Genomic DNA, 25,082 nt, shown 5'->3' with positions numbered 1-25,082 from the left:
CCTCTGGCATGTTGGGAGTACGCTCAAGTCGAGCCGGCGAAGGAGGTGAAATCGTGAGCAACGAGGCTCTGAGCGCTGCGGGGAGACATCGGGCAGTCTTGCTGGACGCCGCCGCCGGTCTGGAGTTCGCGATTGCATCTCCGATCGGGCGCGGCGCCGCCTGGCGCGAGCACGTCGACGGTGAGCTTCACCGGTTGCGGGGAGCCCTGGCGGATCACACCCGGGAAGTCGAAGGCGAAGACGGTCTTCTGGCCGACCTGGTGCATCAAGCGCCGCGCCTGTCGAACCGGGTCAAGATGTTGAAGAAAGAGCACCGGGAGCTGGACGAGCAAATCGGCGAGATCATCCATATGTTGGGCGCGATGCCGATGGACGGGTTGGAGGACGCCACCGAGGACATTCGCGAGAGAACCCTGGCTCTGCTGGGAAAGGTCTCCCGTCACCGCCAGAAGGGCGCAGATCTGGTCTATCGGGCCTACGACATAGACATTGGAGGCCTCGGCTGAGCCGACTCGGAGCCGGCTCCCCGGCGCTCGCCACCGGGGCGAGCACTGCCGGCGGGCCGGCCTCCCCGCCGTCTAGTACCTCTCCGGGACGAACGTCTGATCGTCCATCGGGGGGCGGACGTAGGCGAACGAATCGTCGCGCGGAGGCAAGTCGATGGGCTCGGGAGTCAAATCCTCGTAGGGGATGCTCTCGAGCAAGTGGCTTATCGTGTTCAGCCTCGCCCGGCGCTTGTCGTCCGAGTTCACCGCGAACCAGGGCGCCTGCTTGATGTCGGTATGAGCGAACATCTCATCCTTGGCCTTCGAGTATTCGAGCCACCTGCGTCGTGATTCGAGGTCCATCGGTGAGAACTTCCACCGCTTGGTGCGATCTTCGATCCGTGCTTGGAACCGGCGTTCCTGCTCTTCATCGCTGACCGAGAACCAGTACTTGAGCAGGATGATGCCGGAGCGGACGAGCATGCGCTCGAACTCGGGACACGAGCGCAGGAACTCGCGGTACTCGTCCTCGGTGCAGAAACCCATCACGCGTTCCACGCCGGCCCGGTTGTACCAACTGCGGTCGAACAAGACCATTTCGCCGGCCGCCGGAAGGTGGGCTACATAGCGCTGGAAATACCACTGGGAGAGCTCTCGCTCAGTCGGTTTCGGCAGGGCGACCACTCGCGCAACGCGCGGGTTCAGGCGTTCGGTGATGCGCTTGATCACGCCACCCTTGCCCGCCGCGTCTCGTCCCTCGAAGAGAACAACGACTTTGAGGCCGCGCTCCTTGATCCACTCCTGCAGTTTGACGAGTTCAACCTGCAGGCGCTGCAACTCGGATTCGTAATACTTCTTCTTCAGCCTGCCGTCTTTCGCTGCCGGGGGATCCGGTGCCGGCGGTTGTACGGTCATCGGTCGGTACTCCTGTTCCGGATTCCTCCACACTAGAGCGACAGCTCTCCCCTCTGCCGTGAAGAGCGAATACGTCCTTCGGCCCTACCTTGATCCGTTCCCTTGGATTACAAACGTAATTGAGATGATCGAACTCCTGGAAGCGGAGCGGATTCGTTTCGAGTCCGCCGTACCTTTCACATCCGACCTGAAGGGATGGCGCGGGACTGCGGAGTGGCTCGCAGAACCCGACCATGTGCTCCAGGTGGCGATTCCGGTTGTGATGGACGACGGGTACGTGCACGTTTTCAAGGGATTCCGGGCGCTGAACTCGGCAGCAAGGGGCCCGGCCAAAGGAGGGATTCGGTTTCACCCTTCGGTCTGTGAGAACGACTGCCGGGCGCTCGCGGCGCTCATGACCTGGAAATCCGCCGTTGCCGATGTTCCCTTCGGGGGTGCGCACGGCGGCGTCCGCTGTGACCCGACGACTCTCTCCGAAGAGGAGCGACGTCGGATCACCAGGCGTTACGTGGCGGCCATCGGAGACACGATCGGTCCTCACAAGGATGTGCTCGGTCCCGACCTGTACACCGGAGAGCAGACAATGGCCTGGGTATACGACACATACTCGGTCCTTCACCCGGGCGAGAACAATCTCGCCGTGGTCACGGGCAAGCCCCTCGATCTCGGCGGCTCACCTTTGCGGAGGCACGCCGGCGCCTATGGAGTGCTGGCCGCGACGCAGCGGACCCTCGATTTTGGATACGTTCCGGGCATTGAGAACCTTGCGGGTGCAAGGGTCGTTGTCCAGGGTTTTGGAGATGTGGGATCCGGAGTAGCGAACGTCTTTCAGCAGGCGGGCGCCTTGATCGTGGGCCTCGCCGATACCTCCGGATCCATCTACAACCGCGACGGGTTCGACGTCGAGGCGGTCGCCAAACATCGAGAGGCGACCGGCGGCATCAGCGGGTTCCCGGGGGCAGAACAGCGGGACCGCCGTGCGATTCTCGAAGCCCCTGCCGACATCGTCATCCCGGCCGCGCTCGAGAACCAGATAACCGAAGAGAACGCAGCACGGATAGAAGCGCGGCTCGTCGTCGAGGCCGCCAACTATCCGACGACACCCGGGGCAGATGAAATCCTCCACCAGAGGGGCGTGCGGCTCATCCCCGATGTCCTGGCAGCCTCGGGGGGTATCGTCGCCGGGTATTTCGAATGGGCGCAGAATCTCGAGAACCAGGTATGGGATCACGGTGAAACCCTCACACGGCTGCGCGACCGTGTAGGGAAAGCCACCGAGCGGATCTTGATGGAGCGTTTGAAACTGTCTGAAGGGATGGAATCCTACGAGGCAGCCTGGCGGCGGGTCCGACCCGACGGGCCCGAGCTGCGAGTACCGACGCTACGGATCGCAGCCTATGTTCTGGCATTGTCCCGTTGCAGAACCGCGATAATGCAGCGGGGCGTCTGGCCGTAGGGCCCGCAGTCACGGCTTGGCCCTACCGCCCACGGCAGAGGCCCTGTTGCCTTCTCCCGGACCAATGGCAAAAGGCTTCTGTCTCCCGGTATGCTCCCGGGCCATGAAGGCACTCATCGACCAGGCTCGCGAAGTAGCCGGCTCGAAGGACGCGGCGGCGCTCGTCGAGTTCCTCGTTTCGCTGCCCGACCCGGTCGAGGCGCTGGATATTTGCCGCGCCCTGGCCAACGAGGCCTACTGGGAGCGCAAGGATCTCGACCAGGCGATGTCGATCGCTCGATCGGGTATCACCATCGCGATATCCCTCTCCGTCGATTCCCCGAGGGAGTATGAGCTGTTGAGTGCAGCCAAGGCGCTGGCGTTCAATCTGTCTTCGTTTGCCTGGCCCGGCTGGTCCGAGGAGGGGATTACCCCCAACCATCGGCACCTCCTGGAGGCTCTCGATTCGGCGCGAACCAATGTCCGGATGGCGGTCGAGCTGGACAAGGGGTCGATCGCCGTCGGGCGGGGTCATTGGATGGTCGGAGCCGCGCTGCTGGCCCTCGGCCGCTATCAGGAGGCGATAGCCGAGTTCCTGGCGGCCCGCTTGTCCGCCGACGAGGGCCGCTCCGAGGTGGAGTCTGCCATGGCCGAGGGCTACGCGGCATTGGTCCGCGTTGTCGAGCGACCGGGCGAGAAGGCAATCGAAGACGAGTTGACGGAGATACTCGATCGATTGCGGACGATGGATGAAGGCGAAGGGTACGCCGCGCAGATCGAGACTGCTCTGAAGGTTTTCACCAACTAGCCGGTTTCGCCAACCGTCGAACCGGGGCTAGAGGCCCGTCGGGGGTTCCAACACGAATGTCATCGGCGTACGTCCGGAGCGAGCGACGTAGTCGTCGAAGCCCGGCCAAACGCCGGTCAGCTTCGGCCACACGGCCAGCCTCTCGAACTCGGTGAGGAGGCGGGCCCGAACCGGGCGCTCCGTCCCATCGATAAGTAGTTCGGCCCGCGGCTCGGCTGCGAGGTTGAGGGCCCATGCCGGATGGTTGCCGGCGCCGAAATTCGTGCCCGTCACGACTACGCCGGTGTCGTGATCGACGAACAACAGAGGCGTCGTACGGGGTTCACCCGTCTTTCTGCCGGTGGTGATCAGGTAGCAGAGCGGGAAGTCGGTCCCCATCGTCGTGATCGATGTTCTCTTGCCGTAGGCGAGCGTATCGAGTCGAGTGATGATCGTGCGCCCGACCCATGCGAAGGACGGGTAGCGTCCCCACCATCGAACGAAGCGTTGATAGGCGTTCATGATTCGGCTCCGAGACCTCGCGCCGGCTGCGTGCCGGCGACAAGAAGACAGGACTCTAGCGACGGTGGTCGAATCAGCGTTGCTCGCGGAAGTAAGGGATGCCGAGCGCGGCAGGAGCTCCGAGGAACCTGGCTCGTTTTCCGCTCGTGAGCGCAATCATCGCAATTATCGCCAGAACGAACGGGATCATTGCCAGCAAGGTCGAGGGGACATTGCTCCACGGCTCACCGAGGGTCTGAAGAGTGAACTGGACTCGCTCGGCAGCTCCGAAGAGGTAGGCGGCGAATATCGCTCGCCAGGGTCTCCAGCTGGCCAGGATGACCAGGGCAATGGCGATCCAGCCTGCTTCTCCGAGCGGGTCATCCTGCCAGGTGGGAACGATCTTGAGTGAGTAGTAGGCGCCACCGATACCCGCCAGGGCTCCGCCGACCATAACGTGGGCATATCTGATCAGCGCAACGTTGACGCCGGCAGCCTCAGCACTGGCGGGGTCTTCTCCGACCGACCTCAGGGCCAGACCGGCCTTCGTGCGGAACAGGTAGTAGCTGGCCGCTCCGGCAGTGACCCAGGCGGCGTACACCAGGACGTCGTGCCCGAAGAGCACCGGTCCGACGATCGGCCACTCCGTGATTCCCCCGGTGAGTATCGGGTCGAATACCTTCTTGGACGGATTTCCCACGAGCGGGTCGCTACCTGCGCGCCCGAAGAAGCTCGCCAGGCCGGTTCCGAACAGTGTCAAAGCGAGGCCGGACACAATCTGACTGACCCGCAGGGTCACCGAGGTGAACGCATGGAGAATCGACAGAACCGCAGCGGCGATCAGGCCGGCCAGCAGACCGAACACGAGGCTGTTGGTGTTGTAGGTCGCCCAGAAGGCCGACACGGCCCCAACCAGCATCATGCCCTGCACTCCCAGGTTCAGGATCCCGGACCGCTCGGCGATGATCTCACCAATCGTGGCGAAGATCAGGGGAGTTCCCAGCACCATGGCGGCGAAGAGGAGTTCGATGGGCCATGTGTCGTTCACGTCGCACCGCCCTTCTCTGCCGGAGCATCGGCTTGGGAACGGTGCTCCGGACGATGCACACGGTTGGCGATGAAGAACTCACCGGCCACCGCGAAGATCAGGATGGCGCCCTGCAGCATCGCCACGGTTGCCGTCGGCACTCCGATCGACTGGAGGGAGGGGCCGGCGTTGTTGAGCGCTCCCATCAGCACTGCGACCGGAATGATCGCCAGCGGGTTCAGGCGTGCCAGGGCGGCAACGATGATCCCGGTGAATCCGAGGCCCAGCACCAGCGAACGAGGATCCAGCGCCCCCACGGGCCCGGCAACGTAGAGCCCGCCGGCCACGCCGGCAAACGCCCCCGACAGCAGCAGGACTGCCAGGAACTTGCGGGGCACGCTGATACCTGCGTAACGAGCCGTTTCGGCCGAATCGCCGACGATGCGTACCTGAAAACCCCACCGGGTCTTGTCGATGAGGTACCAGGCGAAGATTGCCAGGGCGACGGCAACAAAGATCCCGTAGTCGAGCCGGTTGAAGAACTCCGGGAATCGGGCGGCATCCGGTATGGGGCGTCCCTCGGGGAATGTGAGCACCTCGGGGTCTCGCCAGGGGCTGTTGCTGCCGAAGATCAGGTACTCCACCAGCTTGATGGCGATGAAGTTGAGCATGAGGGTGACGATGATCTCGTTCGTCCCCAGATAGACGCGCGGCACCGCGGCGATAGCCCCCCAGACGGCCCCTCCCACCGCCCCGGCGATGACGATCACCGGCAGGGCGACCCAGGCCGATGCCCCATCCCCCACCCAGATGGCGGCACCGGCGGCGAAGATCGCCCCCACCAGGAACTGGCCCTCACCGCCGATGTTCCAGACGAGCATCTTGAACGCAACGGCGGCAGCGAGGCCGGTCAGGATCAGCGGTGTGGAGGAGATGAGAGTCTCGCTGATGCCGCGGGTGGTTCCGAACGCAGCATCGACCAGGTGTGTGTAGACGCTGAAAGGGTTCTCTCCGGTCAGGGCCAGGAAGACGCCGCCGACCACCAGTGCCGCCAATACTGACGCGACTGGCACCATGATCTTGAGGCCCGACGAGGCCAGGCCGCGTGGTTCGACGATCAGACGGCGGGTCGTCACGCGGGGGTGTCCTCTCGTTGGCCGGCCATCAGGAGCCCGAGCCGCTCGGCCGTGGCTTCATCTGCCTGCATGCTTCCCACGATCTGGCCCTCGTAGATCACGAGCAGGCGATCCGAGAGTGCCAGCAACTCGTCGAGGTCCTCCGAGATGAGCAGTACGCCGGCGCCACGAGACCGTTCGGCCAGAATCAGTTCACGAACGGCCCCGGTTGCTCCGACGTCGAGTCCGCGGGTCGGGGAGCGGGCGATCAAGATGAGCGGCTTGAGCTCGACCTCCCGGGCGACGAGCGCCTTCTGGAGGTTGCCACCCGAGAGAAGCCGGATCGGCAAGCCGGGACGAACCCCTCGAACGTCGTATTGCTCGATCTGGCGTGCACCCTCGTCCCGGAAGGCCGACTCGACGAGTCGAAAACGGGTCGAATAGGGAGGCCTCCGGAAGGCTTTCAAAGCCAGGTTCTCTTCCGTTGTGAGCCCCGGCGCCAGGCCCATGCCCAGCCTGCTCTGCGGCACGTAGGCGATGCCCTGATTGAATCGGTCGAGAACCGGTGCATGAGTCACGTCCTTGCCGGCCAGTTCCACAGTTCCGGAAGCCGGAATCCGCAATCCGGTCAATCCGTATGCAAGTTCGCGTTGCCCGTTGCCGGAGACGCCGGCGATCCCCACGACCTCCCCGGACCGGACGTCGAAGCTGACGCCCCGAACGGCTTCGAGACCCCGATCGCCGGCTACGTGCAGATCCTTGACCGACAGCACCGGTTCTCCGGGAGGGGCGCTCTCTCCGCGGGTCGGCAGTACGAGATCCCGACCGACCATCATCCGGGCGAGGTCGCGCAACTCCGCATCTTTCGTGAGGGCCCCGCCGGCGATCCGGCCGCCGCGCAGCACGGTTACTTGATCGGATACCTGCTTGACCTCTTGCAGCTTGTGGGAAACGAAGATCACCGACCGGCCTTCCTCCGCCATCTTGCGCATGGTCTTGAAGAGCGCCTGGCTCTCTTGAGGAGTGAGAACTGCGGTGGGTTCGTCGAGGATCAGCACCTTCACGTTGCGGTAGAGCAGCTTCAAGATCTCGACCCGCTGCTGTTCGCCCACGGACAGCTGCCAGATCCGGGCGGCCGGATCGACCGCCAGGTCGTAGGTTTCGCCGAGTTCTCCGGCAGCCGCCTGGAGTTCCGCCTGGTCGATCCGGAACCCGAGATCGGGATGACCGAGGGCCAGATTCTCTGCCACCGTGAGATTGGCCACCAGCCGGAAGTGCTGATAGACCATGCCTATTCCTGCGGCGAGGGCGTCCTTCGGACTCTTGAAGGCGACCGGGGCTCCTTCGAGGAACATCTCGCCTCCATCGGGCCGGTAGAGCCCGGCGAGGATGGAACAAAGGGTCGACTTGCCGGCCCCGTTCTCGCCGAGGAGGGCGTGCACTTCGCCGCGCCGGAGGCGGAAGTCCACGGCGTCGTTGGCCTTGACTCCGTAGAAGGACTTCTCAATGTTGCGAAGCTCGATTGCGAGCGTTCCCGTGGCCGCATCATCGATCATGATCCGCTGACACTAGCCAGTGGAAGATACGGATGCCGAAGCTGTGACGAGCTCGGGGCCCCGCCGAAGCGGGGCCCCGAGCTCGAGTAGATCCTGTCGTTCGCTCAGCCTGCCGGGCTGCCGATGACACCTTCGACGAAGTAGTCCATCCCGAAGATGTCTCCCAGGGGACGCTCGGCGCCGTCCTGTCCGACGATCGGGTCGGAGAACACCTGGAACGATCCGTCGATGATCTGCGCTTTGCGCTCGTTGATCAGCGTGCGCGAATCCTCCGGAACAGAGGAGCCGAACGGGGCGATGTCGACCATGCCGTCGGCCATGTTTCCGTAGTAGGCGCTCGACGACCACGTTCCATCCGCTACTTCTTGGGCGGTCTTCAAATAGAAGGGGCCCCAGTCCCAAATGGCCGCAGTCAGCCACGCGTCGGGAGCGAACTCGGTCATGTCGGTGTTGTACCCGACCCACTTCGCGCCCGCGGCGTCCGCCGCCTGTCCGGGAGCGGCCGAGTCCTGATGCATCGCGATGACGTCGGCGCCGGCATCGAGGAGCGACTGGGCGGCCGTTCCTTCCTTGGGAGGATCAAACCAGGTGGAGGTCCACACGACCTGTACCTGGGCATCCGGGTTGACCTCGCGGGCACCGAGCGTGAACGCGTTGATGCCTCGCAGAACCTCAGGGATCGGGAAAGCGGCGACGTAGCCGATCAGATTCGTCTCGGTCACGGCACCGGCGGCCATACCGCTCAGGTAGCGCCCTTCTTCGGCTGCCCCGAAGTAGTTGCCCATGTTGTCGGACGCCTTGAAGCCGGTGGCGTGCATGAACACGGTGTCCGGATAGTTCTCAGCAGCCGCCAGCATCGGATCCATGTAGCCGAACGACGTGCCGAAGATCAGCTGGTTGCCTGCTGCGGCCAGGTCCTCGAAGACACGCTGTGAGTCGGAACCCTCGGCGATGCTCTCCAGCGTCGTGAGCTCGACGTTCATGTTGGCGGCCATATACTGTGCGCCCTGATCGTGCGCCCACGACCAGCCCTTGTCGGCCACGGGCCCAACGTGCACGAAGGCGACCTTCATCGGCTCGCTTGCCGTCGGAGCCGTTGTCTCACTCGAATCACCGGCTGTGGTGGTTGTTGCGTCGTCCCCGCCGCATGCGGCCGCGACGAGAGCGAACACCAGCACCAAGATCGCCAGCATCCGCCATCTCTTGTCTGCCATGTCTTCCTCTCTCCATGTCGGGTAGCCATACCGCCAAAGTCGGTATGGGCTCCGTTCTAATCAAATCCTAGGGGTTTGTCGGCCCTCAAGACATCCGATGACCCCGGAGCCCGTTCGAACGACACACAGCATCTCTCAATCTGGAAGACTGTATTGAAGAGGTGATCGTATGAAACGTGCATTCTGGAAGTTCCTGAAATGGGCGCTGTTGTTCGATCTGGCCGCGCTGGTCGCCGCCCAGATCGTCAAGCAGTTCATCCCCGATGTCGGTGACGAGAACAGTGATGTGTTCCAGGTCGTCACGATGACGGGTGGCCGCAACTGGGTGAGCAAAGCGGCCGGACTGCGCTCCGGTTCCGTGATCACCGGCATGGGCGGCATGGAGTTGGACCTGACCCACGCCACTCTGGATCCGGCCGGAGCACATCTGAAGCTGGTCACCGTGATGGGAGGCGTCGAAGTGCGGGTCCCGCGTGGGTGGAATGTCGAGTTGAAGGGGTGGGCCTTCATGGGCGGCCACGCCAACAGCGCTCGCAAACACGAGGTCCCCGAGGAAGCTCCGCATCTGGTCGTCGAAGCCTCGACGGTCATGGGCGGGGTGGCGGTCACTCCGGCCAAGGACAAGACCCGTACCTGAACCGTCAGCGGGAAGCTCCCGTTGAGTTCGCGGCGCGTATCTGCGAGCCTGTAGGACGCAGGAGGAAAGGAGTCCGTTTGGCCGCCGTCGATATTCCGGGCTTCATCGCGGATCTCAAGGATCACGCCGTCGACCACCACTTCCACGTGCATGACGAAAGGCACTTCGTCGAAACGTATTCGATGCGCCAGTCATGGGAAGTGGTTCTCCATCCGGAGGAAGCCTGTGGCGGCCCGCTCGACCTTCATCTGGCTCTCGAAGTAGATCCGCGGGTAGTGATCGCCTTCGACGATCAGCTGGCGGACCTCGAAGAGGAGTTCACCGAGCCGGAAGACCTGCACCAGCTTCCCCTTTATTTCAACTGGGCACTGCCTCCGCTCCCACACCCGCCGGATCTGCTCGTTCTCGCCACCGACCTGGCGGGTGTTGGGGCGACTGATTTGCCGCTGGAGGTATCGGCGATCGACTCGTTCGCTTCGGTCACGGACGCCGCTCAACGCAGCCTGACGATCGTAGGACGCGTAGAGGTGTCACTGTCCGAAGCCTTCATGGGTCGAGAGCAGCTGTGTGATGCTCTCGACCGGGCCCATGAGATCAGTCTCTTCCTTCTGGCAGGATCGTCGGACTGGCTCGCCGAATCGGTTTGAACCGGCAGGGTCGGATATCCGACCTCAGAACGGAACTCCGACGGCCTCGCAGAGAAAACTCACGAACGGCGCTCCCCGTCTGCAGTAGTCGGTGAAGTCCTCCATGAAGTGATCGGACGTGACCTGCTTCTGGGACAACCGCGTCGACGCGATGAAGTCCTTCCGCTTGAGGTCGTCGATGAGGGGGTGGTCGTCGTCGAACCCCTTCGGCGGTCGTATCAACGAATCGCCGGTGAGGGCAAAGACGTCGGTGAAGCGCTTGCTCCTCGAGGCTCGGGTCCAGCCCGTTTCATCGCTCGCGATTCGCGCACGAACCTCATACGCCACCTTGCTCTCGGGACGCCACAGGCCCATTCCCATGTAGCACTCTCCGGGCTGGAGGTGCAGGTAGAAGCCGGGTGCGTGGGCGTCCTTGGCGGTGGCGTGGCGAAACTGCATGCCGGTGTTCGACTTGTAGGGTGTCTTGTCCTTGCCGAACCGCGTATCGCGCTGGATCCTGAACAGCGAACCTCCAACCGTCCGAGAGTCGGCCACGAAGTGCTCGGAAATCTTCCCGAGCGGGCCGGCGAAATCCGTTATGAAGTCGAGTGCGGGCTCGCGAACATACTGTTCGTAGTCCGATTGGTGGGCTTTGAACCAGGTCCGATCGTTGTTCTCGTTCAGGTCCCGGAGGAATCCGAATAGCTTGGGGGTGAAGTATCTGTGGCCCATTCGACCAACCTACCCGCCGGCGAGCCCTGTTCGTCCCGACGGGTTGAGAACCCTTGGACGATTCCCGGCGGCGCCACTACGAACTGAGAAAGCGGACGTCGGAGCCGCTCGGTGCCTGGAACAACCTCAATCCGAACTCGGGAAGAATCGCCAGGAGGTGATCGAGCAAGTCGGATTGGATCCCCTCGTACAAGATCCAGTCCGTGTCGGCGGTGAACACATAGATCTCCAGCGGCACACCTTCGGGGGTCGGCCCCAGAAGACGGACCAGGGCGGTCATTCGGTCCGTCGCCAGGCCGGGGTGTCTGTGCAGATACGTGGCAACGTACGCCCGGAATGTCCCGAGATTGGTGAGACGCCTGGGGTCTCCCCAGGTTCCCTCAGGTACCGGCCGTTCGGCATTCCAGGCGGCCAGCTCGTCGGTCTTCGAACGCATGTAGTCGGCGAGTGGTTCAAAGGTGCCGAAACGCCGCAACTCGCCTTCGTCGAGGAAACGGACGCTCGTCGCGTCGATGTGCAGGGCCCGTTTGATCCGGCGGCCGCCTGCTTCCGACATACCGCGCCAGTTGCGGAACGTGTTTGAGATCAGCCGATGGGTCGGGACCGTGGAAATCGTCTTGTCCCAGTTCTGCACTTTGACGGTGTGCAAGGCGATGTCGATTACGTCGCCGTCGACGCCGATGTCCGGGATCTCGATCCAGTCGCCGACTCGCAGCATGTCGTTCTGGGTCAACTGCACCGAGGCAACCAGCGAGAGAATCGTGTCCTGGAAGATCAACAGCACGACCGCGGTCATCGCCCCGAGACCACCAAGGAAGAATCCGATCGACTGATCTGCCAGGCGGGCGACGGCTACCACGGCTCCGAACGCGGACGCCACGATCATCAGAACCTGGAGGTAACCCTTGATCGGCCGGCTGGCCGACACGGGGAGCGTCACGTAATAGTTGTTGATCGCCTTGAAGAGTCCGTTGAGTGCGTAGAGGCCCAGCACGATCAAGAGCGCTTCGGTGAGACGAATCGTGAAGTCGGCCCAGACGTCGGGCATCGGCGGCAGAGAGGGCATTCCCGCCCGGATCACCACGACCGGGAAGATGAGAGCAACCCGATGGAGCAACCTGCGATCGAGCAGCAAATCGTCCCAGGTCACGGGGCTCCGCTTCACCACCATTCGCACGGCCGGCAGGGCCGCGTGGCGGATGATGAGATAGGCGACGATCGCTCCTGCTATCACGAGGCCGATTCCGCCCCACAGGCTGTCTTCGAGGAACGAATTCATGGTCGTGCTCCTGTTGGCGTGGCAGGAAGCCTAAACCCACGCCGGGCCGGGACGTAAAGCAACCGGCGCGTAATGGTCGGAGGGCGGCGGGAACGCCCGCCGCCCTCCGGTTGCCCGCTCACCGTCGGGCGTTGGTTCCGGTTCCAAAGGCGCCTTCGTTCGGGGGCCCGAAGAAATCGCCGCCTCGCAGGCCGAATCCACGTCGGTGTTCCGGCCCTTCGGGCCTCTCACCGTTCACTATGTCGGTTATCCGCTGTACGGCACCGGCCAGCCTCTCCGCGGCCTCTTCCTGCGTGAAGCGGCCGCGGTCGACGGCCGCAGTCAGTCGATCGGAGGCCTCCGCCACCAGCGCGTCGATGACCGCCTGGGTGTCTTCGCCTGCGAGTTCGGCGATGGACCGGCCGTCGCGCAGAGCTTCAGCCAGATCGGACTTCTCGATTCCGAGCAGTCCGGCGACGGTCTCCAGGTGCGCACTCCGATGATGGTTCATCCGGTGGAAGGGGCCGGCTTCACGGATACGCTCCGCAACCGTCTCTGCCTGGTCCTGTGAGATGACCCCCTCGGCCACCAACTCACCCAGAGCTTTCTCGAGGGGCCCGACGGCCTTTCCTGTGACTCCGACCTCCTGGGCCGTTGCCGCGGTCGGAGTGAGGGCCGCCGCGCCGGCGGTGATCCCGACGGCTGCGACCAGTCCGATTGTCAGTGTTGCGAGAGCCTTTCGCATGATGGTCTCCTCTCGTGAGCTCTCCACCGACAGACTCGAACCGGCTCGTTAGGAATCTGTGAAGTCGACTGAAGAACCCCATGAGAACATCGGACATCACCCGGGGCCGGATTCGCGCCATCGGCGATGGGATCCGGTTCCGGAAGCTAGATCTGCCAGGTGCCGTCCGTGAAGAGCCGCGGTGTGAGCATCCAGGCCAGCTCGCCTCTTCCCGGTTCTGCCAGCGACCAGGAGGTCAGGTCGATCGCGACTGCGCAACCTGTGCGGACCCGCACCCTGCCGCCTCCGATCAGCACCCCGGAGGTTGTCGACCAGGTCGGCTCGTGTCCGACCATCATCAGCCGGGAGACGCCCACTGGAGTGTCCTTGACGATGCTCAGGACGTTGCCGGGTGAGGTGCCGTACAGCTCTTCCGTTATTCGAATCTCGCAATCCCATCCGCCCGTGTCGGCGGCCAGGAACGCCGTCGACTGGGCGCGCAGGGCGGATGAGGAGATCACCAGATCCGGGATCTCCCCCGAGCGTGTCAGCGCCGTGCCGATCGCTCTGGCAGATCGCATGCCCCGTTCGCTCAGAGGGCGAGAGTGATCGGAGTCGAATCCGGCCTCCCAATCGGATTTGGCGTGGCGGAGGAGGATCAGTCGCTTCATGGACTCGAAGCTAGCGTGAGCGACATGTCGATCTCCGCCCACGGCACGACTTCAGAGCTCGTCGGCTTGCCGGACCCTCATGATTCCTCGCCGCGTCTACACAACACGGATCGATTAGCTTCGTTCCGACGACGCGCAGAGGAGAACCATTGGCCGGGCGCAGCGAAGCCGTCCATCATTTCGAAACCGGCTCGATCTCTTGTGTCCACTTCGCGTGTGCGGCCGATCCCCGACGGCAGACATCGTGGCGGTGGCTCACCGGCACCTCCTGCTCCGGAACGGACGGCCGCTGATGCCGGTTCAACCAGAAGTCCTCTCATATCTCGGTCGACTCGGCTTCGAGTTTGAAGCACTCGATTGCGACCCCGAGCTGGCCGATACGGCGGCCTTTTGCCTCAACTACGGCTATGCGCCGGAGACGGCCGCCAACACGATCGTGGTTGCTTCGAAACGGCCGCCCGGCGAGTTCGTTGCGTGTCTGGTTCTGGCGACGACCAGGCTGGACGTGAACGGAAAAGTGCGTGAGACCACGGGATGGAAGAAGGCGAGCTTCGCTCCGGCCGAGGAGACCTCCCGGCTGACCGGGATGGCGATCGGAGGGGTCACGCCGTTCGCGTTGCCACCTGAGGTGCCGCTGTTCATCGACTCCGCGGTGATGGATCGACCGTGGGTCATCGTCGGCGCGGGTAGCAGGTCCGCCAAACTGAGGATCGAACCCGCGGATCTGGTTCGATTGCCCGGCGCAGTGGTAGTCCCCGGTCTGGCCAATCCGGCCGTGTAGGCATCATCCGGCCGCGCCGCGGTACCGTACTGATCATGATGAAATGGATTGGCCTAGCGGCTTTCGTTGTGATGCTCGGCATGATCTCCTACGGGTTTGTATCCGGAGACGGATTCACCACGGAAGGCGGATTGCTCATGGATCTCGCCTGGGGTCGGGTCACGCTCGTCGACCTGTATGTGGCCTTGGCCATCATCGGGGCATGGATCGTCAAGAGGGAAGGGTGGCGAAGGGCTACTCCCTGGCTGGCCGGGCTCGTGGTCGGCGGAAGCCTGACGGCCGGGCTCTACCTCCTGAAAGCCTCACGAGATTCGGGGCTCGCCCTCCCATTTAGGGAGCAATAGCCGCTAGCGTCGGACAGGACGAGGAGGTACGGCCGTGGCCTGGTTCCGGCGCGAAGAAACACCGAACAACGAGAACTCTCTTCCGGGTCGTTCTGAGCCGATCCGTGTGCCGGAGACCCACTACGTGAACGGGAACCGGATCGTTCCTCCGTTTCCGGACGGGCTGGAAACCGCCGTGTTCGGCATGGGATGCTTCTGGGGGGCCGAACGCGGCTTCTGGCAGACCGACGGGGTGTACTCGACGGCTGCGGGCTACGCGGGCGGATCGACCCCAAATCCCACCTATGAGGAGACATGCACGGGGCGGACCGGTCACGCGGAAGTCGTGCTGGTCGTGTTCGATCCGGCGGCGGTCGGCTACGACCGGCTGCTCGGGGTGTTCTGGGAAGGTCACAACCCGACTCAGGGTATGCGGCAGGGCAACGATGTAGGGACCCAATACCGCTCGGCGGTCTACGCCACCTCCGATGAGCAACTCGAAGCCGCCAAACGGTCACGTGATCGATATCAAGCGGAACTCACGGCGCACGGACACGGGGAGATCACCACGGAGATTGCTCCCGCGGGTGAGTTCTATTACGCCGAGGAGTATCACCAGCAATACCTGGGCAAGAACCCGGGCGGCTATTGCGGGTTGGGTGGCACGGGCGTTGCATGCCCGACCGGCCTGACCTGATTTTCTCCGCAATGCTGTTGCGCGTGGGCATCAACAGTATTGCTCAGAAACTGCCCTGTGTTTTCTCGGCAATGCTGTTGCGCGTGGGGATTAGCGGTATTGCTCAGAAAACGGGGGATCAGTAGCCCAGGGCTTCCAGAGCAGCGTCGATCCACGGGTCCGACTCGGCATCTGTGTCGAACTCGATCAAGATGTCCGGATGAACCCCATCGCCGAGATCCTTCCCTTCGGGTGTCAACCAGCGGGCGATGGTCAACTTGATAGCCCCGCCGTTGTCCAGGTTGAACTGTTGCTGCACCGTGTTCTTTCCGAAGGTCACCTCGCCAACGATCGTCGCCCGGCCCGTCTCCTGGAGGACGCCGGCAACTACCTCCGACGCGCTGGCGCTGGCCCGGTCGACGAGAACGGCCAGTCCGATGTCGGTGCTTGTTGCGAGCCCGCCGCTCTGGACCGGATACTCCAGCCGGTCTCCCGGTGCTTCGGTGACGACAACCAGGCCGTCTTCCAGGAACTCGCTGGCGATGTTCACGGCCGCGTCCAGAGATCCGCCTGGGTCGCTGCGCAGATCGAAGATGATGTCGGTCACCCCGGCGGCAAGCAACTCGCGGATCGCCTCGCGAATCGCTTCATCCGCGTTGCTGGCGAAGGTCACCAGGCGGAGATAACCAGCTCCTGAGTCGAGCACATCGAATTCAACGTTGGGCACGGTGATAGCGGCCCTGGTCACGGTGAACTCGAGCAGCTCACCACCCCTTTCGATGCCGAGGGTCACCTCGGTCCCGGCCGGCCCTCGCACGATGGCCACGATCTCGTCGAGAAGCTTGCCTTCGACGCCCTCGCCGTCCACCGAAACGACATAGTCGCCCGATTCGATGCCGGCGGCTTCCGCCGGGCTGCCGTCGAGCGGCTGGACTATGACCATGTGACAGGTATCGGATAGCAGGGAGCAGCCCTCCCCGTCCGGGTCGGTTATCTCTTCGCCGCGGACCAAGGCGCCGATGCCCTCAACGCTTCCGGAGGTATCGATTCTGAAGTTCTCCAGCGCAGAAGGAGAGAGATAGACGCTGTAGGGGTCGTCGAGTCCTATCGCGACCATGCCTGCGATGGCGGCCTCGATGACTTCGCCGAGGCTGGAATCTCCGCTCTCGAGCTCATCCACCAGCGACTCGCAGAAGGACTCGAAAGCTTCACTCGGCTCGGAGCAGGTGATTCTGTCGCGAGGTCCGCCGGTGCCTTCCGACTCCAGCGTTTCCAACCCCTCCAGGGCACCGGCAGCCAGCAGTGCGTCGTCGGCATCGTCCACGAAGTGCCCTCTGATCAGGTTGTAGGCGTCGCAGAATGGCTCGAAATCGGCGGTGGGCTCATCGCAGTTGGTAATCAGAAGATCGGTACCGGCAGCCGACGTCGACTCCGACTGGGTGTCGGCCGTGCCGGTGGTTGAGCTGCTTGAAGAGGTCGACGGGGCGACCGAACCGCCGGTGGTCGAAGTGACGCCCGAAGAGCATGCCGCGACGGCGATCGAAAGAGCCAGCAATACGGGGATCCGGAAGCGCATGCCGCTATTCAACCCGACCTCGCGAGATATGCGCGAAACCGCCGCCGGCCGGAGCATATCGACGAACCCGGGGCGGTTCGGCGAGTTCAGCCCGGGTCCCGTTGCGAACCGCTTCGCCAGGCCTCGGCGGCCTCGTCGATCACTGTGTCGAAGTGGAGACCCATGAGCACCACCCCGGCCGCTCCTTCCCTCCGGGCGGCCGCGGCCGTTGCCGTGGCCACGCTCCATCCAAACGCCCTCCGGTCTTCGGAAGGTAGACCTGCGAGATCTGCTTTGAGACGATCACTGCAGGGAATCGCCCCCACCGACTCCATCTGCTCCACCCAACCCGGCGAGAACGGGGGAATCACCATCACGTACAGCGGCGGGTCGCCGTCTCGCATCTGCAACTTCGCAATCTGCTCGCCGACTGTTGAGGGATCCAGAAGTGGGCCTGCCACGAAGAACTCCGCTCCCGAATCGACCTGTCGGTGGAAGTCGTACGATTTGAAGCGGGTCGGCACCCCCACCTCGAACGCCGGAGTCCTGCCCTGGAGATCCCGGAGATGCCTCACCACCTCTCGATGGTCGGCCAGATGATCGACCTGAGGCATTGTGTCACCCACGACCACCAGGAAAGAGTTGACTCCGTTCCCCAATGCTCCTCGGACCTCGCTCTCGATGGCCAGGATGTTGCGGTCACGGGTCGAAACCACGACTGTCGGATGAACCGACGGTACGTCGTGCGTTATCCGTGCGGAGTAGGCATAGGGGGATACCCGGATCTTCCCGAAGACATTGTCCGTCACCAGCACATGGGTCCAGGCACCCTCCAGCAGGAGGTGGGACATGTCCGGAAGGTCGGGCGGGTTGACCTCGACGATCACGGTCCAGTCTCGATTCGCGGTCAGCATGGTTCCTCGGCGTACGGCGGGTAGGGAAGGTAACCCTACGTCGGTGACCCACAGGCAGCAATGTCGATGTACGGTTGTCATTCATGGATGACTGGAGACCCAAGACCCGGCAGGTCCGAGGCGGGCACGAGCGGACGGCCTTCGGCGAGACGGCCGAAGGCATATTCATGACATCTGGATTCGTCTATGAGTCTGCGGAGGAAGCTGCCGCGGTCTTCAGCGGGGAAGCCGAGGGCTACGTCTACACGCGCTACGGGAACCCGACGATCTCGACATTCGAAGAGCGGCTTCGGCTACTCGACGGGGCCGAAGCATGCCGGGCGACCGCCAGCGGAATGGCCGCAGTCTTCGCAGCCGTTGCGTGCGACGCGAGCGCCGGCGATCGTATCGTCGCCTCTCGCGCACTGTTCGGGTCTACGGTCGCGGTACTCGGACGGCTGCTGGCACGCTGGGGAATCGAGACCACTTTCGTCGACGGTCGCGATCTCGAATCGTGGGAGCGTGCGATGGAGCGTTCCCCGAAGTTCGTGTATCTCGAGACTCCGTCCAACCCGATGCTCGAACTCGTCGATATCGCAGCTGTATCCGAACTGGCGCACGCCGCCGGAGCGCGGGTCATCGTCGATAACGTCTTCGCAACCCCGGTCTTGCAGCGTCCGCTCGAACTGGGTGCCGACATCGTCGTCTACTCGACGACCAAGCACCTCGACGGGCAGGGTCGCACACTGGGCGGAGCGGTTCTGGGTACGGCCGAGTTCATCGATGGCCCGCTACAGGAGTTCCAGCGTCACACCGGCCCATCGATTAGTCCATTCAATGCCTGGGTGGTGGCGAAGAGCCTCGAGACTCTCGACCTCCGCGTCCGCGAGCAATCCAGGAGCGCCGCCGCGCTGGCCGCTTTCCTCGACGGGGCGCCGGTGGTCAGCCGCGTCTTGTACCCGACCGCCGACGGGCATCCACAGGCTGACCTGGCCCGCCGTCAGATGGAGGCGGGCGGGTCGATGGTGTCTGTTGAGATAGACGGAGGTCGGGCCGCAGCCTTCCGGTTCATGAACCGGCTCCGCTTGTTTGACATATCGAACAACCTCGGGGACGCGAAGAGCCTGTCGACTCACCCGGCGACGACCACCCACTCCCGGCTCACTCCACAGGAGCGGCAGGCGATGGGCATCTCCGATTCGCTGGTGCGCCTTTCCGTGGGGCTCGAGGACCTGCTGGATCTCGAGGCAGATCTGGCCGGGGCGCTGGAGCTCTGAAGAGGCCCCAATCCAGGGTTCACGAGGGTAACCTGAAGTCGAGGTGACCATCTCTCGAACACCTCTGGTTACCGGCCCTTCGGGCCGCGCGGCTCCGCATCTATTCGTGTCGCCTGCGCGCGCCCGGCCCAAACTCGAAGGAGGCTCATGCACATCGACCGCCTCTCCCGCTTCGAGAGCCCCGACTATCCGGTGCTTTCGGTGTATGTCAACCGCGAGCCGCTCCACGAGTCTGTTCGTGCGCGTCTCAGCGATCTCCTGAAACCCCTCAGGTCCTTGTCGAACCTCGATCATGATGCCCAGATGTCGCTCCGCAGCGACCTCGACAGCGTGATCGGGCTGGCCGATCGCATCGACGTGGATCGTTCGCCTGCCACGGCCGTCTTCGCTTGTGACGGCGGGGGCTTGTTCGAGTACATTCCCCTGTCGACCCCGGTGTGGGATGTCGCTTTCGCCGCTGATCGTCCCTATCTGCGTCCGTTGCGGAGCATACGGCAACGCGACAGTGTTGTAGTGGCGGTCGTCGACCGCAGGCATGCCTGGCTATACGGCGGCGGTGGCGGGAGTATGCGGTTGCTCGAGTTCATCGAAGAGTCCGAGTCGCACAAGGGTAACTTCGGCGGGTTCTCCGGATACGAGGAGAAGGGAGCCAGAAACCACGCGGACTTCTTGGATCGACGGCACTTCCGGTACGTCGCCGACAGGTTGTTCGAACTCCAGCGCAAACTCGGCTTCGGGAAGTTGGTCGTCGGCGGTCACGAGGAGACCTCGGTCCGGTTCGAATCGTTTCTCCATCCGTATCTCCGCGCTCGGTTGCTCGGCTCCTTCGTCATCGACCCGCACACGATGTCGGACTCTGACATCGCCGATCGTGCGAATGTCTTCTTGCTCGACGCCTCGTATGAAGCCGAAGAGGCCCTCGCCTCGAGGGTGAGTGTCACCTCCGAGGAGGGAGGAAGGGCCGTTGTCGGGCTCGAGGACGTGCTGACCGCCGTGAACAACGGTGCCGTCGATCGTCTCGTGGTTGCCGGTCGGTTCACCCGCCCGGGGGTGATGTGCGGCACTTGCGGATGGCTGGAACGGAGCGGCGAGAGTTGCATGGCTTGTGGTTCTGGGATGGTGGTGCTCGGTGACGTGATCGACGCGGCGATGGAGCAGGTGCTCCGCAGAGGCGGGCAGGCCGATCAGATCTCGGTGTCGAGTCCGCTCGACGCCCACGGGGTCGGGGCTCTCCTCAGATTCTCGGTCCGGGTCGCCTGACGGACCTGCAGGTCAGCGGGCGATGAAGTACTTCGCCTGCGGGTGGTGGCAGATGATGGCCGAGGTGGTCTGCTCGGGCTGATATTGCCAGCCGGTGTCTTCCCCGACCGAGACCCCGATTCGGTCGGCTCCCAGGAGGAGGGCGACGGTTTCATTGTCTTCGAGATCGGGACAGGCCGGGTAGCCCCATGAGTACCTTCCCCCGCGATACTTCTGCCGGAAGAGCCCCGTGAGAGAGGGACCGTCCTCGTCGACGAAACCCCACTCGGTCCTGATTCGATGGTGCCAGTACTCGGCAAGTGACTCCGCCATTTCAACGGCCAGACCGTGGAGCAACAGGTACTCCTCATAACGGTGGGCGGCGAACAGCTCGGCCGCTCGCACCGAGGCTCGATCACCGATGGTTGCAATGTGAAATGCCGCGTAGTCGAGCCCTTCGTCGGTCGGGCGGTGGAAGTCGGCGATACACATGAAGGGGCTGCTCGTTTGACGTGGGAACGAGAACCTGGCCATCTCGCGGTTCCGCCGGGCGTCTTGCCAGACGATGAGGTCGTTGCCGTCTGAGTTCACTGCAAAGAAGCCGTACACGACTTGCGGAATCAGGAGGTTGTTGCGTTTCGCCCGATCGAGCTGCTCACGAAGCACCGGGCGAATGCGGTCCTTGAAAGCCGCGTCGTCTTCACCGGCTTCGGGGCGGAAGTGCCACTGGTTTCTGAAGAGGGCGGTTTCGTTCAGGTATTCGCCGATTTCGTCAAGGGGGATTCCCTTGACGACTCTCGACCCGAGGAACGGGGGAGTGAAGATGTGGTTGTCGCCGTCCACCTCGGGCGAGCGAGTCCGTGCTTGCGTCTCCGCATCCTTCCTCGGCTGCCTGGCGGGCAGCCGACGCCCCTCAGGCCTGCGGCCGAACTCGGCATCCGTCAGGTGTTCGTCTCCTGCGATCCGCTCCATGACCGCCAGCCCGGCGAAAGCGTCCTTGCCGTAGAAGAGCGGTCCCGGATAGGCCTGGCGGAGATCGCGTTCGACGTAGCTCCTGGTCAGAGCAGCGCCACCCAAGATGACGGGAAGGTGGGCCAATCCCCGTTCGTGCAGTTCGATCAGGTTTTCTCGCATGATCAGGGTCGATTTCACGAGAAGGCCGCTCATCCCGATTGCATCGGCGTTCACTTCGAGGGCTTTGTCGATCATGTCGGCGATGCCGACCTTGATGCCGAGATTGTGGACCGTGTACCCGTTGTTGGTGAGGATGATGTCGACGAGGTTCTTCCCGATGTCGTGCACGTCACCCTTGACCGTTGCCAGGACGATCGACCCCCGGCCGGTGTGACCGGTTGCGTCGATGTGCGGTTCCAGATAGCCGACCGACGCCTTCATAGTCTCTGCCGATTGCAGCACGAAGGGCAGCTGCATATCACCTGTCGCGAACAGCTCACCCACAGTCTTCATGCCGGCCAGGAGGATGTTGTTGATGATGTCCACTGCACTACGGCTCCGGAGCGCCGTATCCAGGTCATCGGTGAGTCCGTCGCGGTCGCCTTCGACGATGCGGTATTCGAGGCGTCGCTCGATCGGCCATTCGCTGCGGTCCTCCTTCTCGACTGCCGTCGTGGTCGCGTCGGCGAAAAGCTCCAGGACGCGCTCGAGCGGATCGTATCCGGCGCGCCGGCGGTCGTAGACGAGATCCAGGGCGGCTTCCCTCCGATCCTCCGGGATCCTGTGGAGAGGTATCACCCGGGCCGCATGGAGGATGGCGCCGTCCAGCCCGGCCCCGAGTGCCTCATGGAGGAACACCGAGTTGAGTACGTGGCGGGCCGCCAGCTTCAATCCAAACGAAACGTTGGAAATGCCGAGGCTGGTGAAGGTTCCGGGCAGTTCGACTTTGATTCGCCTGACTGCCTCGAGCGTTGCAATCGCGTCGCGGCGCAGGGCGTCGTCGCCCGTTGTCAGCGGAAACGTGAGCGGGTCGAAGATCAGATCGCCCGGTTCGAGCCCGTAGCGTTCGACGGCGAGGCGGTGGATGCGGTGGGCGACGCGCATCTTCCATTCGACGTCTCGCGCCTGCCCGTTCTCATCGATGAGCAGACAGACGACGGCAGCTCCGTAGTCCCGAGCCAGCGACATCACCCTGTCGAACCGCGAATTCGGATGATCGCCGTCCTCGAGGTTGGCAGAGTTGAGAACCGCCCTTCCACCGATCCGTTGAAGGCCTGCCTCCATCACCTCCGGTTCGGTGGAATCCAGTACCAGCGGCACACTCACCTCGGTGGCAAAGCGCGAGGCCAGCCGGTCCATGTCGGCTCTCCCATCGCGACCGACGTAGTCGACGCAGAGGTCGACGAGATGGGCGCCCTCCTTGACCTGTTCCTTTCCCATCTGCACGCAGCCGTCCCAGTCTTCGGCGAGCAGCGCTTCCCTGAACTTCTTCGATCCGTTGGCGTTGGTCCGCTCCCCGATGATCAGAAACGATGTCTCCTGGCGAAAGGGAGCGAACGAGTATGTCGAGGCGGCGCCGGGTTCGTGCCGGGCCGCACGGGGGAGGACGTCCAGGTCGGACACTGCCTCGACGACCCTGTGCAGATGCTCGGGCGTCGTGCCGCAGCATCCCCCGACCACCGAGACACCGAACTCGGTGATGAACCGGACGTGGTGATCGGCCAGCTCCTCCGGCGAGAGGTTGTAGCACATGGCACCCTCGATCACCTCCGGAAGCCCTGCGTTCGGGATGACCGCTATCGGCATACGCGCCCGTTCCGACAGATAGCGGATGTGCTCCGCCATCTCTGCCGGGCCGGTCGCGCAGTTCAGGCCGAACACATCAGGGCGCAGAGGATCGACAGCGGCGAGTGCCGCGCCGATTTCCGTGCCGGGCAGCATTCGGCCGGTCGCTTCGATGGTCACCTGCGCCTGGACCGGGACCTCTCTCCCGGCCGATCGCATTGCACGCCTTGCTCCGATCATGGCGGCTTTCAGGCCGAGCAGGTCGAACTGGGTTTCGATGATGAAGAGGTCCACTCCGCCCTCGAGGAGAGCTGCGGCTTGCTCTTCATAGGCATCCCTGAGATCCGCGAACCTGATCTGGCCGAGGGTCGGGAACTTCGTCCCGGGTCCGATCGACCCGGCAACCCAGCGTTTGCGATCTCCGGTCGAATAGTCGTCTGCGACCTCTCGGGCCAGTCGTGCTGCCGCCAGGTTGAGCTCATGAACGCGATGCTCGAGCCGGTACTCGGCGAGCGGCACGGAGAACCCGCCGAAGCTGTTCGTCTCGACGACATCGACGCCGACATCCAGGAATGAGGCATGGATCCGGCGAATCAGGTCGGGTCGCGTCACGTTGAGCAGCTCGTTGCAGCCTTCGAGGTCGGCGCCTCCGAAGTCGTCCTCACCGAGACCGGCCTGTTGGATCGAGGTGCCCATTGCACCGTCGTAGACCACGACTCTGGATTCGGCTGCCCGTACGTAGTCGCTCACTGCGTTCCTGATGTCTGTCGGTCGTGATGAGGGGACCGTCCGCCACTTCATCGCTCAGGCGCTGGCACCGAATCCCCGCGGGCCGGTTGCCGCGCTCTCACAGGGCCTGGTCCCTCCATCGCTCCGGATGAGTCCTGCAAATCCTAGGCGCGGAAGGCCCGGCACTCCGTCGGCACCTCTCGCCCTGCCGTCTCCCCGGCATCGACGCTACGCTATCGGCCAAGTGAACCGGGGAGACCACAGATGACCGTCGAGGCCCATCCACCTCAAAAGCACGGAGAAGTAGACGAGAAGAAGTTCGGGCGCGCCATCGCCACGAGCATTGCCGTGGGGACGCCGCTCTCGATCATCTTGATAGTGCTCGCGATGTGGATTTTCACCGATTCGGACCTCGGCAGAGCTTTCTCAACGGCCATCTGGCCCGGGATCCTCACCGGCGTGTTCGGGGGAGGGTTCATCGGCGTGATCATCGGTTCCGGTAGCGCCGGCGTCGATGGATCGTGAACGTGAGGTAGGCGTCGGGCCGCACCCGCGGCCGTGGCCCGAGGATCCCCGACTCGATCCGGAGCTTCTCGAGGCCGGCGATCGGCGCAATGTCGTCGACGAATATCGCTACTGGCGACACGAATCGATCATGGCCGACCTCGACGGCCGTCGTCACCCGTTTCATGTGGCGGTCGAGAACTGGGAACACGATTTCAACATCGGCTCGGTCGTGCGCAATGCGAACGCCTTCATGGCCGAAGCAGTGCACATCGTCGGCAAGCGAAAGTGGAATAGGCGGGGGGCGATGGTCACCGACCGCTACCAGCACGTTCACCACCATCCGACGGTTCACGATTTCGTGGATTGGGCGGCGAATGCCGAAATGCCGATCGTGGGCATCGACAACTTGCCCGGTGCGGTTCCCATCGAGACCACCCGGCTTCCGAGCCGGTGTGCGCTGCTCTTCGGTCAGGAAGGGCCGGGTCTGTCCGAGGAGGCTCGGGCAGCGGCCGCGTTCGTCTGTTCGATCGCACAGTACGGTTCGACGCGGTCGATCAATGCGGGCGTGGCTTCCGGGATAGCGATGCACCACTGGATCCTGCAGCACCGCTTCGGCCGCTAGAGGACTCCTCCGGGTTTCTCCGCAATACTGTGGTTCTCCACGCGCAACAGTATTGCTG

The 25,082-nt window shown here is 63.6% G+C and carries 25 protein-coding genes and 1 riboswitch; of the genes, 12 read left to right on the top strand and 13 right to left on the bottom strand.

Going from position 1 to position 25,082, the window contains the following annotated elements; translation table 11 throughout:
• Positions 1-53: 53 nt before the first annotated feature.
• Positions 54-506: a hypothetical protein gene (locus tag VLT15_06720; GenBank protein ID HSR44906.1), complete on the top strand. Its 453-nt coding sequence runs from the start codon at positions 54-56 to the stop codon at positions 504-506.
• Between the two features lie 72 nt (positions 507-578).
• On the opposite strand, the gene ppk2 is transcribed toward VLT15_06720, so the two are convergent.
• Positions 579-1,400, bottom strand: coding sequence for a polyphosphate kinase 2 (gene ppk2, locus VLT15_06715; GenBank protein HSR44905.1), 822 nt, complete (start codon positions 1,398-1,400; stop codon positions 579-581).
• Between the two features lie 124 nt (positions 1,401-1,524).
• Here ppk2 and VLT15_06710 point away from each other — a divergent pair, with 124 nt between their 5' ends.
• Together VLT15_06710 and VLT15_06705 are read left to right on the top strand one after the other, a co-directional pair.
• Positions 1,525-2,856: a Glu/Leu/Phe/Val dehydrogenase gene (locus tag VLT15_06710; protein ID HSR44904.1), complete on the top strand. Its 1,332-nt coding sequence runs from the start codon at positions 1,525-1,527 to the stop codon at positions 2,854-2,856.
• Between the two features lie 103 nt (positions 2,857-2,959).
• The gene (locus VLT15_06705) at positions 2,960-3,643 is read left to right on the top strand and encodes a hypothetical protein (GenBank protein HSR44903.1); all 684 of its coding nucleotides are present in this window, start codon (positions 2,960-2,962) and stop codon (positions 3,641-3,643) included.
• Positions 3,644-3,670: 27 nt separating this feature from the next.
• Here VLT15_06705 and VLT15_06700 read toward each other — a convergent pair whose 3' ends face one another.
• From VLT15_06700 to VLT15_06680, 5 genes are all read right to left on the bottom strand, one after another.
• Positions 3,671-4,144 carry a nitroreductase family deazaflavin-dependent oxidoreductase gene (locus tag VLT15_06700; GenBank protein HSR44902.1) on the bottom strand — a complete coding sequence of 158 codons (474 nt, stop codon included), beginning with the start codon at positions 4,142-4,144 and terminating at the stop codon, positions 3,671-3,673.
• A 73-nt stretch (positions 4,145-4,217) separates the two neighbouring features.
• On the bottom strand, positions 4,218-5,171 hold the full coding sequence (locus VLT15_06695; protein HSR44901.1) for an ABC transporter permease: 954 nt from the start codon (positions 5,169-5,171) through the stop codon (positions 4,218-4,220).
• Positions 5,168-6,286, bottom strand: coding sequence for an ABC transporter permease (locus VLT15_06690; protein HSR44900.1), 1,119 nt, complete (start codon positions 6,284-6,286; stop codon positions 5,168-5,170). Before VLT15_06690 ends, VLT15_06695 begins: the two co-directional genes overlap by 4 nt.
• Positions 6,283-7,821 carry an ABC transporter ATP-binding protein gene (locus VLT15_06685; GenBank protein ID HSR44899.1) on the bottom strand — a complete coding sequence of 513 codons (1,539 nt, stop codon included), beginning with the start codon at positions 7,819-7,821 and terminating at the stop codon, positions 6,283-6,285. The genes VLT15_06690 and VLT15_06685 overlap by 4 nt, the downstream gene beginning before the upstream one ends.
• 104 nt (positions 7,822-7,925) lie before the next feature.
• On the bottom strand, positions 7,926-9,035 hold the full coding sequence (locus VLT15_06680) for a BMP family ABC transporter substrate-binding protein (GenBank protein ID HSR44898.1): 1,110 nt from the start codon (positions 9,033-9,035) through the stop codon (positions 7,926-7,928).
• Between the two features lie 169 nt (positions 9,036-9,204).
• On the opposite strand from VLT15_06680, the gene VLT15_06675 reads away from it, so the two are divergent.
• Both VLT15_06675 and VLT15_06670 read left to right on the top strand, forming a co-directional pair.
• Positions 9,205-9,672: a LiaF domain-containing protein gene (locus tag VLT15_06675; GenBank protein ID HSR44897.1), complete on the top strand. Its 468-nt coding sequence runs from the start codon at positions 9,205-9,207 to the stop codon at positions 9,670-9,672.
• Positions 9,673-9,749: 77 nt separating this feature from the next.
• A complete protein-coding gene (locus VLT15_06670) occupies positions 9,750-10,319 on the top strand; it encodes a hypothetical protein (protein HSR44896.1) in 570 nt (189 codons plus the stop codon).
• 24 nt (positions 10,320-10,343) lie between these two features.
• On the opposite strand, the gene VLT15_06665 is transcribed toward VLT15_06670, so the two are convergent.
• The 4 genes from VLT15_06665 to VLT15_06650 form a co-directional block, all read right to left on the bottom strand.
• The gene (locus VLT15_06665; GenBank protein ID HSR44895.1) at positions 10,344-11,030 is read right to left on the bottom strand and encodes a DUF2461 domain-containing protein; all 687 of its coding nucleotides are present in this window, start codon (positions 11,028-11,030) and stop codon (positions 10,344-10,346) included.
• A gap of 76 nt (positions 11,031-11,106) precedes the next feature.
• Complete coding sequence (locus VLT15_06660) at positions 11,107-12,309, bottom strand: mechanosensitive ion channel family protein (GenBank protein ID HSR44894.1); 1,203 nt, start codon at positions 12,307-12,309, stop codon at positions 11,107-11,109.
• Between the two features lie 118 nt (positions 12,310-12,427).
• Positions 12,428-13,033 (bottom strand): hypothetical protein, encoded by a 606-nt coding sequence (locus VLT15_06655; GenBank protein ID HSR44893.1) that lies wholly within the window; start codon positions 13,031-13,033, stop codon positions 12,428-12,430.
• Between the two features lie 146 nt (positions 13,034-13,179).
• Positions 13,180-13,683 carry a histidine phosphatase family protein gene (locus VLT15_06650; GenBank protein HSR44892.1) on the bottom strand — a complete coding sequence of 168 codons (504 nt, stop codon included), beginning with the start codon at positions 13,681-13,683 and terminating at the stop codon, positions 13,180-13,182.
• A gap of 292 nt (positions 13,684-13,975) precedes the next feature.
• On the opposite strand from VLT15_06650, the gene VLT15_06645 reads away from it, so the two are divergent.
• The 3 genes from VLT15_06645 to msrA are packed head-to-tail and all read left to right on the top strand — an operon-like array spanning position 13,976 to position 15,484.
• Positions 13,976-14,464, top strand: a complete 489-nt coding sequence (locus VLT15_06645) for a YbaK/EbsC family protein (GenBank protein ID HSR44891.1) — start codon at positions 13,976-13,978, stop codon at positions 14,462-14,464.
• Positions 14,465-14,499: 35 nt separating this feature from the next.
• Positions 14,500-14,808 (top strand): DUF1475 family protein, encoded by a 309-nt coding sequence (locus VLT15_06640; GenBank protein HSR44890.1) that lies wholly within the window; start codon positions 14,500-14,502, stop codon positions 14,806-14,808.
• A gap of 34 nt (positions 14,809-14,842) precedes the next feature.
• Complete coding sequence (gene msrA, locus VLT15_06635; protein HSR44889.1) at positions 14,843-15,484, top strand: peptide-methionine (S)-S-oxide reductase MsrA; 642 nt, start codon at positions 14,843-14,845, stop codon at positions 15,482-15,484.
• Positions 15,485-15,602: 118 nt separating this feature from the next.
• Here the strand turns inward: msrA and VLT15_06630 are convergent, their stop codons facing one another.
• Positions 15,603-17,039: a S41 family peptidase gene (locus VLT15_06630; protein HSR44888.1), complete on the bottom strand. Its 1,437-nt coding sequence runs from the start codon at positions 17,037-17,039 to the stop codon at positions 15,603-15,605.
• Positions 17,040-17,125: 86 nt separating this feature from the next.
• Positions 17,126-17,932: a hypothetical protein gene (locus tag VLT15_06625; protein ID HSR44887.1), complete on the bottom strand. Its 807-nt coding sequence runs from the start codon at positions 17,930-17,932 to the stop codon at positions 17,126-17,128.
• Positions 17,933-18,015: 83 nt separating this feature from the next.
• Between VLT15_06625 and metZ the strand changes: the two genes are divergently transcribed.
• Positions 18,016-19,188: an O-succinylhomoserine sulfhydrylase gene (gene metZ / locus VLT15_06620; GenBank protein ID HSR44886.1), complete on the top strand. Its 1,173-nt coding sequence runs from the start codon at positions 18,016-18,018 to the stop codon at positions 19,186-19,188.
• A 147-nt stretch (positions 19,189-19,335) separates the two neighbouring features.
• Complete coding sequence (locus VLT15_06615) at positions 19,336-20,448, top strand: hypothetical protein (GenBank protein HSR44885.1); 1,113 nt, start codon at positions 19,336-19,338, stop codon at positions 20,446-20,448.
• 12 nt (positions 20,449-20,460) lie between these two features.
• On the opposite strand, the gene metH is transcribed toward VLT15_06615, so the two are convergent.
• Complete coding sequence (gene metH, locus VLT15_06610) at positions 20,461-23,916, bottom strand: methionine synthase (protein ID HSR44884.1); 3,456 nt, start codon at positions 23,914-23,916, stop codon at positions 20,461-20,463.
• A gap of 44 nt (positions 23,917-23,960) precedes the next feature.
• Positions 23,961-24,050, bottom strand: a riboswitch (SAM riboswitch).
• Between the two features lie 109 nt (positions 24,051-24,159).
• On the opposite strand from metH, the gene VLT15_06605 reads away from it, so the two are divergent.
• On the top strand, positions 24,160-24,420 hold the full coding sequence (locus VLT15_06605) for a hypothetical protein (protein HSR44883.1): 261 nt from the start codon (positions 24,160-24,162) through the stop codon (positions 24,418-24,420).
• On the top strand, positions 24,410-25,024 hold the full coding sequence (locus VLT15_06600; GenBank protein HSR44882.1) for an RNA methyltransferase: 615 nt from the start codon (positions 24,410-24,412) through the stop codon (positions 25,022-25,024). Before VLT15_06605 ends, VLT15_06600 begins: the two co-directional genes overlap by 11 nt.
• Positions 25,025-25,082: the final 58 nt, after the last annotated feature.

The organism is Acidimicrobiia bacterium (assembly GCA_035471805.1).
In the GTDB taxonomy this organism is placed as follows: domain Bacteria; phylum Actinomycetota; class Acidimicrobiia; order Spongiisociales; family JAHEDJ01; genus JAHEDJ01.
This window is presented reverse-complemented; position numbering and strand designations above follow the sequence as displayed.